The 7,368-nt window shown below is 68.4% G+C and carries 12 protein-coding genes; 3 read left to right on the top strand and 9 right to left on the bottom strand.

All coding sequences use genetic code 11. The annotated features are described in order from the left end of the window. Window positions 1–217: 217 nt before the first annotated feature. From VP06_RS01380 to VP06_RS01340, 8 genes are all read right to left on the bottom strand, one after another. Window positions 218–586: a hypothetical protein gene (locus VP06_RS01380; protein ID WP_048462032.1), complete on the bottom strand. Its 369-nt coding sequence runs from the start codon at window positions 584–586 to the stop codon at window positions 218–220. Next, window positions 583–963: a hypothetical protein gene (locus VP06_RS01375; protein ID WP_048462031.1), complete on the bottom strand. Its 381-nt coding sequence runs from the start codon at window positions 961–963 to the stop codon at window positions 583–585. The genes VP06_RS01380 and VP06_RS01375 overlap by 4 nt, the downstream gene beginning before the upstream one ends. Window positions 964–1,069: 106 nt before the next feature. Continuing rightward, window positions 1,070–1,273 (bottom strand): hypothetical protein, encoded by a 204-nt coding sequence (locus VP06_RS01370; protein WP_048462030.1) that lies wholly within the window; start codon window positions 1,271–1,273, stop codon window positions 1,070–1,072. After that, on the bottom strand, window positions 1,273–1,716 hold the full coding sequence (locus VP06_RS01365; RefSeq protein WP_048462029.1) for a hypothetical protein: 444 nt from the start codon (window positions 1,714–1,716) through the stop codon (window positions 1,273–1,275). The genes VP06_RS01370 and VP06_RS01365 overlap by 1 nt, the downstream gene beginning before the upstream one ends. Continuing rightward, window positions 1,716–2,111: a hypothetical protein gene (locus VP06_RS01360; RefSeq protein ID WP_048462028.1), complete on the bottom strand. Its 396-nt coding sequence runs from the start codon at window positions 2,109–2,111 to the stop codon at window positions 1,716–1,718. Before VP06_RS01360 ends, VP06_RS01365 begins: the two co-directional genes overlap by 1 nt. A gap of 74 nt (window positions 2,112–2,185) precedes the next feature. Then, window positions 2,186–2,539, bottom strand: coding sequence for a hypothetical protein (locus tag VP06_RS01355; RefSeq protein ID WP_048462027.1), 354 nt, complete (start codon window positions 2,537–2,539; stop codon window positions 2,186–2,188). Between the two features lie 398 nt (window positions 2,540–2,937). Next, window positions 2,938–4,389: a hypothetical protein gene (locus VP06_RS01345; protein WP_048462025.1), complete on the bottom strand. Its 1,452-nt coding sequence runs from the start codon at window positions 4,387–4,389 to the stop codon at window positions 2,938–2,940. A gap of 9 nt (window positions 4,390–4,398) precedes the next feature. After that, window positions 4,399–4,887 (bottom strand): hypothetical protein, encoded by a 489-nt coding sequence (locus VP06_RS01340; RefSeq protein WP_048462024.1) that lies wholly within the window; start codon window positions 4,885–4,887, stop codon window positions 4,399–4,401. Window positions 4,888–5,513: 626 nt separating this feature from the next. Here VP06_RS01340 and VP06_RS01335 point away from each other — a divergent pair. The 3 genes from VP06_RS01335 (at window position 5,514) to VP06_RS35815 (ending at window position 6,503) form a co-directional block, all read left to right on the top strand. Next, window positions 5,514–5,759, top strand: coding sequence for a hypothetical protein (locus tag VP06_RS01335; protein ID WP_048462023.1), 246 nt, complete (start codon window positions 5,514–5,516; stop codon window positions 5,757–5,759). Between the two features lie 298 nt (window positions 5,760–6,057). Then, window positions 6,058–6,249: a hypothetical protein gene (locus tag VP06_RS01330; RefSeq protein WP_048462022.1), complete on the top strand. Its 192-nt coding sequence runs from the start codon at window positions 6,058–6,060 to the stop codon at window positions 6,247–6,249. Window positions 6,250–6,341: 92 nt separating this feature from the next. Continuing rightward, window positions 6,342–6,503 (top strand): hypothetical protein, encoded by a 162-nt coding sequence (locus tag VP06_RS35815; protein ID WP_156295396.1) that lies wholly within the window; start codon window positions 6,342–6,344, stop codon window positions 6,501–6,503. Between the two features lie 73 nt (window positions 6,504–6,576). Here VP06_RS35815 and VP06_RS01325 read toward each other — a convergent pair whose 3' ends face one another. After that, window positions 6,577–7,227, bottom strand: coding sequence for an SOS response-associated peptidase (locus tag VP06_RS01325; RefSeq protein WP_048462021.1), 651 nt, complete (start codon window positions 7,225–7,227; stop codon window positions 6,577–6,579). Window positions 7,228–7,368 lie beyond the last annotated feature (141 nt).

Raw genomic sequence — 7,368 nt, 5'->3', positions numbered from 1 at the left:
TCTTCCAAGACCCGAGACCCGACCTTCAGCCCCGCCGGCAGACGCCGAGCGGGGCTTTTTCGTGCTTGCGCGGCGGTCGCGCGATCGGTAGACCTGCTGTGAGCCGAAAACAGTCGTATTATGAATAGCTTGCTGGAAGGTTGTTCCCCGCAGGCGCGGGGATTGAAGCTTCAGCCCGCCCGGGTTACTCCGGCGCGGGCTTTCTTGCGTCTGGACCCTACCCCTCCAGCCACGGCACATCCTGCCCCACCACGATCCTCACCGGCCCGCGCATCCAATCGAGCTGTAGATCCGATCCCCTGTCGGCCCGCCACAGAAGCAACGGCTGGTCTCGCTCGGCGTGCCAGCGCAGGGCCTCGTCCAGGCCCGCCCGCACGGCGTCGGCCGCTTCCGCCTTGGTCGCAGCCCGGCCGGTCTTGTTGAGCCTCGTCGCAGCCGGGTAGGTGAGCGACCAGACCCATTCGTGGCCCTGGAGGTGGTCTGGGTGGGTGCGGTAGATCCGAGCGAACTGGCCGCCCCTGACGATCGCCAGGAAATCCGGGCCGCGCTCGGGCCATGTGTGGCGCCAGGTGAGCGGATAGGTCATCGCGCCAGCGCGGCGAACAACCCAGCCATGAAGGCATCTTCGCGTTGATGGTTCAACTCTCGCTGCTGGCCCGGCAGGAACACCGACTTCAGCAGAAGCGCTGTTTCGCCGTCGCGTGTCGTGCACAGCCACATCAGGAGGCCCCTGCCTTTCCTGATCGGCTCGAATTTCAAGCGCACGACGCGTAATTGGACTGGCGCGGATGAGACATCCGCCAGAAAGTCCCTGGCGCGCAGCGGATCTTGCACGGGGAATGTGATCTCCGGGCCTCGGCGCCCATCTAGGATCTCGTCCAGGTACCCGCGCATGTGGTCAGGGAGCCGGATGACTGTGATCGGCTCCATGTCTTCAGCATCGTAGATCACAACGCGCATCATCGTTCCCTCTCATCCAGCCGCCGGGCCGCCCGCCTCGACCACATCACCGCACCCCAGGCGCACGCCAGCACCAGGGCGGAGGTGAGAGCGAGGTAGGCGGTTGGGGTCATGTGCCCCACCTGTCCGCCTCAACGATCAGCCGCCGCAGCATCGCTGCGTCGGTGCTCTCCCCCGCGGCCTCGCGCAGACGGCGCAGGGCCTCAACCTCCTCCGGCGATAGGAGGATCTCGACACGGCGGCCACCGGCGGCCAGCCGGGCGTCCCGGGTCGTCGTGCCGTCCGGGAGGATGCGGGGGCGACCGCGGCGCATCAGGCGTCGCGCTCCACCCAGGCCCAGCCGACGACACGGGCGAGAGTCACCAGGGCCATGGTCTCCTCGCGCGGACGCTCCCGCATCCGGTCCGCCAGCACCAGGCCGCACCATGGCGCCTGAGGCGGGTCGCGGGGCTGCGTCGCGAGCGCGGCGATGCCGTCCTCATGGAGCGCCTGCCAGACCCGCGGCGCCCCGCGCGAGCGCAGCGCCACCCCGATCGCGCACCGCGGCCCTGTCCCGTCCGAGACGCGCACGACGATGGCCGAGCCGTATCGCTCCGCCCACACGGTGCCGAGCCCGTCCACTGCCTGGGGGACATCCAGGTCCAGCAAGGGGCGGACGACGATCAATGCCTGCTCCGTCACGTCGGACCGGAGCGAGCGCTGCCCGCCGCCCATGTTGAGCGTGACCTGCCAGAGGTAGGCGGGGGCAGGCGGCATCAGCGGACGATCTGCTCGGGACGGACCAGCGCATACTGGCCCTGGCCCGACGCCGGAGCGAGATGGATGCGGCCAGTCGCGCCGTCGATCGCGACGACGCGCCAATCGCCCGCAAGGTCGATCGCCTCGACTCCGTGGCTGTCGTGGTGGGTACCGCGACCGGTGGCCCGGACGATCTGGTCGTGGCCGAGGCCGTGTCGAGCGAGGCGGGCCGCATCACGGGCTTTGTCGCGCACTGCAAGCGCGGCAGCCTCAGCGTCCTCGATCTCGATCAGCGCGGCTACCTCGGCGTCGGTCATCGCGGCCATGCGCTCAGCCTCGCCAGAACCGGTCCAGGCGGCGATTTCGGCGGACTGGCGGCGGGCAGCGATGCGCTCGGCGGAGACGATCGTCATGATGGTTTCTCCTGCCTCCGTGATCCCCGAGGCGCGGGTTGATGTGATTTAATGTACCGGATTTTTATTCGGGGTCAAGGGGGATTTGGATCGCTCGCCGGCCGGCCGCGCACCGAATAGCGGATCAGCGCTGGCAGCGGGCCGAGAGGTCTCGCGACCTGGTACACCGCCGAGAGCGCGCCCATCTGCGTCATGGCGATAGGCTCGACGCGCTGGATGATCTCCGCCCGATATAGCGCCGTGACGTAGGCCGAGACGGTCCGCTCGCGGATCTCGGTCGCGTCAGCCACAGTCTGGACCGTGAACGGCGCGGTGCCCAGCGTGCGCAGGTGGGCCCAGATCCCGGCGTTTCGGCTGTTGAGCGGTGCTCGGGTTTTCGGCCCGGGCCGGCGGCGGTTGTGCAGGTTGTTGTTGCCGGGAGCGCCCATGGAAATCTCGGCCTCGCGATTGGTGGTTGTGTACGGCCCGTAGTCGTGGTTGTCTGCATCGTCCCTGCACCGCGGGGCTGACCCCGCCCGGGACTTGATCGAGAGCGAGCACCAGCCCCTGCATCAGCGGGGATCATCCTCGGCCTCGGACGCTCTGCGCACGATGGCCTGCTTGAGAGAGGGCGGTGTGCCGCCCAGGTCGGTGATCTGGACCCATCCGCGGATGGCCTCGGCAGGGGGGCCGGGCATGCTGCCCCGTCTCTCCCACCCCCTCACGCTCTCTCCCGGGTCATCGCCCCGGAGACCCAGAGCGCGGCCTATTTCGACGGCCCTGATGGCTCGATCTAATCCGAGCCGTCTCCCGAGGATGTCTCTGGCCTCGCGCAACTCCTCTCCGGTCATTCCAGGTCCCTCATGATCTGCGCCGTCCTCACGACGATCGCCTCGCCCGGCCCCGACACTGCCCCAGCGACAGCCTGTCCGAGGTCCCAGAACGCCTGCGCATAGCGGATGACGTAGCCGTGATGCCAGCGCGCCCATTCGAGGATCTGGGCGGCGCGCTCCAGGCTGACGCCCTCGCCCATCCTCACGCCCTCCAGCGTGCGCAGGTCCGGAAACCCGTTGGCGTGGCGGGCCGGCACCACGTGATAGCCGGTCTGCGACCACGCACCCTCCGGCACATGCTGGATCAGCACGTACCCCGCGTGCTGATAGCGGGAGGCGCGACCGGCCTCCTGCCGGCAGCGCAGGACGGCGGCAGCCTCGGCCACCGCCGCGACGAGGTGCGCGGGCGTGTGGATCGCACCGAGCCACAGCGGCGCCATGTCGGTGACGTGCGAGACGATCCCGAACGGCTCGGGGCCATCGGCAGGCGGCAGACCCGCGGCACGACGGCGCTCGGCTGCGGCAGCCTCGGCCTCGGCTCGCTCCGCCGTCCAGTGCTCGACGGCCCGCTGCTGCGCCTCCTCGCGCTGGCGCATCCGTTTGGCGCGCCATGCCGCCATGGCCTCCTCTCGCGAGGGGCGAGGCTTGCGCGGCGGACGATCCGGTTTCGGGGCTCTCCTGCCGCCGGCATCGAGCCAGGCGTTGACGCGCCGCACCGCCGTTGACCCCGGCACGAACCACCCCTGATGCCCGTCACCCTCTCCGTCACGCCACCGCGCAGCCGGGAACCAAGCGCGCGGGTCGGTGAGACGCCGGAGGCGCCCGCCCCAATCGGGCTCGTTGTTGCGCGTCCCGATGAGCACGCCGCCCGCCGCCTCGCGGATGTAGGTCGGCCCCTCGATGCGCAGCACGCCCGGCTCCCACCGCGGCGGCGGTTTGTGGACGATCGACACGATGGGCTCGTAGACGATCGTCGGGGCGCCCGGGGGCATCGGCTCCGGCTCGCGCACCGGCGGAGGGGCCGGCCGCGGCTCAGGCGGCACGTCGCGCGGGAAATGCCACTCGTCCGGCTCTGGCAGAGGTATCAGCCACCACGTCATCGCCTCCGCCACGACGCACTCGGACTCGGTCAGCCTCAGCGTCCCGCCCTCCCTGCTGCGTACCAGCGCGTAGATCTCGCTCCAGATGGTGCGCGCCGTGATGCGGCTCCCATCCCGGTAGGCCACGCGCGCTACGGCGTCCTCGACGGTCGCCGAGGCCAGATGGATCGCCACGGCCGCGCGCGCCTGACGTTCGTGCTGGAGACGCGCGGCCTGGATCTCCTGTTTGCGGCTGTCCCCCGCGGCAGCCCAGCGCGCGAACCGGGCGGCCTGCGCGTCGAACAGCGCCAGCACCTCGCCGGAGAGGCCGCGCACATCCGCGACCGCACGGTTCCGAAAATACGGCTCGATGTCGATCGTGGACATCGGGCGCTCTCACGCTGCCCGATCGGCCGCACGGCCCCCGGTCTCGATCGCACGGATGATCGGCAGGGCGATTTTGCGCCAGCTCGTGCGGCGGGCATTTTCCTCGGCCAGCAGAGCGGTCAGGGTCTCTGCGTCCGGCGCCGGACCGGCGTATTCGGGGCGATCGCCCTCGGCCCTGTAATGGCGCCCGCGGGTCCGCAGATCGTCCCACGTGGTCAGGTCGTCGAACTGGCCGAAATCGCGCGAGAGGCTCCGCAGCACCTCGACGCCGGCATGATCGACCGTCGCCGTCTCGCCGGTGACGGCATCGCACGCCTCGCGCAGAGCGCGCTGGTACCCGCGGATGACCCGCGCGGCGATCCCGCACGCCATGTCGGCGGCGCTCCAGGGGGTCGCGCCCAGCCCCTCGCTCTCGATCCGCTGGGCGACGTTGCCGATGTAGATGTCGACGGCGTGCCACTGGTCGACGGTCAGGGTGAGAGCGTTGAGCGAGGTCATCGGTTTGTCTCCCGACAGGAGCGGGGCGCTGCCCCAACGACGATCAGAATACCGATTTTTTCGGGGTTTTCAATCGCCGATCCGCGCGACGGATGAGATTTCTGCGAGGGCGCGGGACCAGGAGAGGATGGCGGGTGGATGGTTGGGCGGAGCGCCTGAAGACAGCATACCGCCACCTCTAAAACGTTCCGAGAACGCCACCAAACCGTTTTGCAGATCAGCGGTTTTCCCCTTTCGGTTCAATTCCCCGCGAACTGCCCGTTTTGCAGAATTCTCGTTTCGTTTCAGGCGCTAGGACTTATCTGGGGGACTAGGGGTCGGAGGTTCGAATCCTCTCGCTCCGACCATTAAACCCTTTGTAGATAAACGGTTTTCTCTAACGGCCTTACCGGCGGCCGTGACGCGGTGAGCGGGAACGAAGCGCGAATATGGGCGCTGGGGTTCACCGAAGCACCCACATTTTTCCCCACAGCCGTGTTCACCGTACGTTCTCACCGGAGACGATCGATCGGTGTCGCGGAAGTGGCTGGGCGCTACCCGCATCTTCAGGTAGCGCCGATGGCAACCTCTCTTCCGCCAACCGTCCTCGAGCAGCCGGGCATGATCCCGATCTGGGAGGTGAAGCGATGACCGGCGGCGAAGCCTACCGAGCGAAGCTCATCACCGACGACGGATTGGACGCGGCGATCTCCGCCTATCTCGCCGATCCATCGGCGCCGGCTGTGCTCGAGATCAACAAGGGCAGTCTCGACATCGCCGCCGCTGTCCTGGCGCACCAGTTGTCAGCTGAGGAACTGGCGGTAGTGGATGCGACACCGGCCCGGCGGCGCAATGCGGTGCGGACGGCGGTCTTGTTGGCGCCGGTAGCATGAATGAGCTCGCCGGCCATGGAAGCGAACAAGTGCCGGAGGTTGTGTGCCGTCACGCCCTCCAGCGTCGCGCGATTGGTGATCCGCTCGATCACCGCGTCGAGGCTACCGAATGGGCCTGCGCGCCGAGCGATCGGCAGGACGAACGGCGAGCCCTTCCATCCTCTCCAGCCCTGCCAGGAACGCCATCGGGACCAACCTCCGCCCGATTATATCAGTCCACCGCCGCACGCCTTGCGTCTCGATGCCGACGTCGGCACATCCCAGCTGCCGCACACTCAACGCAGACAGGGAACCGCGCTTGTACAAGGTAACAGGAACCGACCCGACCGGCCGCGCGGTGACGTTCGCCTGCGGCACGGATTTGCAGGCGCTCGACAAGGTCCGGGAGCTGATGGGGCGAGGCTTCCGCGACATCTTGGTTGCTGATCCAAAAGGGCAGCAGACGAGCGGGGCTGCCTTCGAGCGCTCGGTCGGCCTGGAATACGACTGAAACCATTTATGCCCAAAGATGCCCGAAGCGGACCACACAGCGGCCACCCTTCCCGGTCATAGCTGCGCTTCGATCAATCCTGGGCCGAACCCATGCAGAACCTGCGCGCCGCGTTCCTGACCGCCGTCGGCATCAGCCTGATCGTCCTCGCCATGGCTGGCGTAGCGGAGAGGGACATGCAGGCGCGCCTGGAGCGCGCCCTGCTGCCCGCAGCTGTGGTCCAGACGGTGAACACCGCGTCTGCGACGCGGTAGAAGCGATTAGCGAGAAACCCGGAGCTGGATGGCGCGCGAGGGCGGGAGTTCGTCCCGGGCGACAACCACCCGCCTACCCCTCAATCTCATCCTGACGGGGGCCCCGCGCCACCTCGGCCATCATCTCGTCCGGGAGCGGGCGCTGTAGCCGCAGCGCCTCCTCGGCTGGCGCCTCGAGCCAGGTGCGCCACTCCTTCGCATTGGTGAGCAGCACCGGCATCGCCTTTGGGTGCACCGGCCCAACCACACCGTTCGCTTCGGTCGTCAGGAACGAGAACAGGCGGTGCTCCTCCTCCACGGGCTCGTCGCGCTTCGGCCTGCGCACGCCCGTCCAGGATCTCCAGATCCCCGCGAAGGCGAACAGCGGCCGGCTCTCGTCGAGGGCGAACCACACCGGCGTCTTGCGCGGTTTGGTGTCGGCGTACTCGCTGAACGAGGTCACCGGCACAAGGCAGCGATGCGCCGGCTTGAGCCAGGGCCGCCAGTAGGGCGAGGCGACGTTGCGCACGTTGGTGACCGGCTGCATGCCGACCTTAGGCGGTGGCGGAAAGCCCCAGCGCATCATCGTCAGCACCCGCTCGCCATCGGCAGCGTAGACGACGGGCGCCATCTGGTCAGGGAAGATCCCGGGCAGCGGCGGCAGGTTGCCGGCCTCATCTCGGCCGACCGCGAAGGTGCGCCGGATCTCATCCTGCGAGCGGGCAAGGCTGTAGAGGTTGCACATGGCCAGGATCGTAGCCCATCGGGCCCTGCTGGTCTCGTGAAGCGACGCTTATCGCCCATTGTGCTCCGAGCCGCGGCTTTCGACCCTGAACCGATCTTCGTCAACGGGCCGCGATCTGCGCTCGTGATTGTGCGAGGGAGC

The sequence above is a fragment of the Methylobacterium aquaticum genome (genome assembly GCF_001043915.1).
GTDB classification, from domain to species: domain Bacteria; phylum Pseudomonadota; class Alphaproteobacteria; order Rhizobiales; family Beijerinckiaceae; genus Methylobacterium; species Methylobacterium aquaticum.
This window is presented reverse-complemented; position numbering and strand designations above follow the sequence as displayed.

Bases quoted from the DNA above. Each gene is read 5' to 3' on its own strand.
- VP06_RS01345 (WP_048462025.1), bottom strand. From the start codon at position 4,389: ATGTCCACGATCGACATCGAGCCGTATTTTCGGAACCGTGCGGTCGCG.
- VP06_RS35815 (WP_156295396.1), top strand. From the start codon at position 6,342: ATGCAGAACCTGCGCGCCGCGTTCCTGACCGCCGTCGGCATCAGCCTG.
- VP06_RS01365 (WP_048462029.1), bottom strand. From the start codon at position 1,716: ATGCCGCCTGCCCCCGCCTACCTCTGGCAGGTCACGCTCAACATGGGC.
- VP06_RS01335 (WP_048462023.1), top strand. From the start codon at position 5,514: ATGACCGGCGGCGAAGCCTACCGAGCGAAGCTCATCACCGACGACGGA.
- VP06_RS01340 (WP_048462024.1), bottom strand. From the start codon at position 4,887: ATGACCTCGCTCAACGCTCTCACCCTGACCGTCGACCAGTGGCACGCC.
- VP06_RS01370 (WP_048462030.1), bottom strand. From the start codon at position 1,273: ATGCGCCGCGGTCGCCCCCGCATCCTCCCGGACGGCACGACGACCCGG.
- VP06_RS01325 (WP_048462021.1), bottom strand. From the start codon at position 7,227: ATGTGCAACCTCTACAGCCTTGCCCGCTCGCAGGATGAGATCCGGCGC.
- VP06_RS01360 (WP_048462028.1), bottom strand. From the start codon at position 2,111: ATGACGATCGTCTCCGCCGAGCGCATCGCTGCCCGCCGCCAGTCCGCC.
- VP06_RS01375 (WP_048462031.1), bottom strand. From the start codon at position 963: ATGATGCGCGTTGTGATCTACGATGCTGAAGACATGGAGCCGATCACA.
- VP06_RS01380 (WP_048462032.1), bottom strand. From the start codon at position 586: ATGACCTATCCGCTCACCTGGCGCCACACATGGCCCGAGCGCGGCCCG.
- VP06_RS01355 (WP_048462027.1), bottom strand. From the start codon at position 2,539: ATGGGCGCTCCCGGCAACAACAACCTGCACAACCGCCGCCGGCCCGGG.